Raw genomic sequence first — 248 nt, forward strand, 5'->3', positions numbered from 1 at the left:
CTGCTTCATTCCGCGGGAAAGCGTATCCACATAAACCTCTTTTTTGTCTGACAGATTGACCAGCTCGAGCAGATCATTGGATACCGCGGTGATCTCCCTGGAAGTCATACGGTACATGGAACCGTAAAAATCCATATATTCGCTGACTTTTAAATTGTCATACACACCAAAGAAATCCGGCACATAACCGATCTGCTTTTTGATTTCCTTCGGATGCAGCAGGGCATCCACGCCATGGATCGTAATGG

1 protein-coding gene is annotated in these 248 nt (G+C 46.0%); it reads right to left on the bottom strand.

From position 1 onward, the window contains the following. The coding region (locus tag AC2Q9J_RS18345) for a P-loop NTPase family protein (RefSeq protein WP_499042157.1) at positions 1-248 on the bottom strand (248 nt) is incomplete at both ends.

The organism is Planococcus sp. RAB007_Raresut, assembly GCF_057369535.1.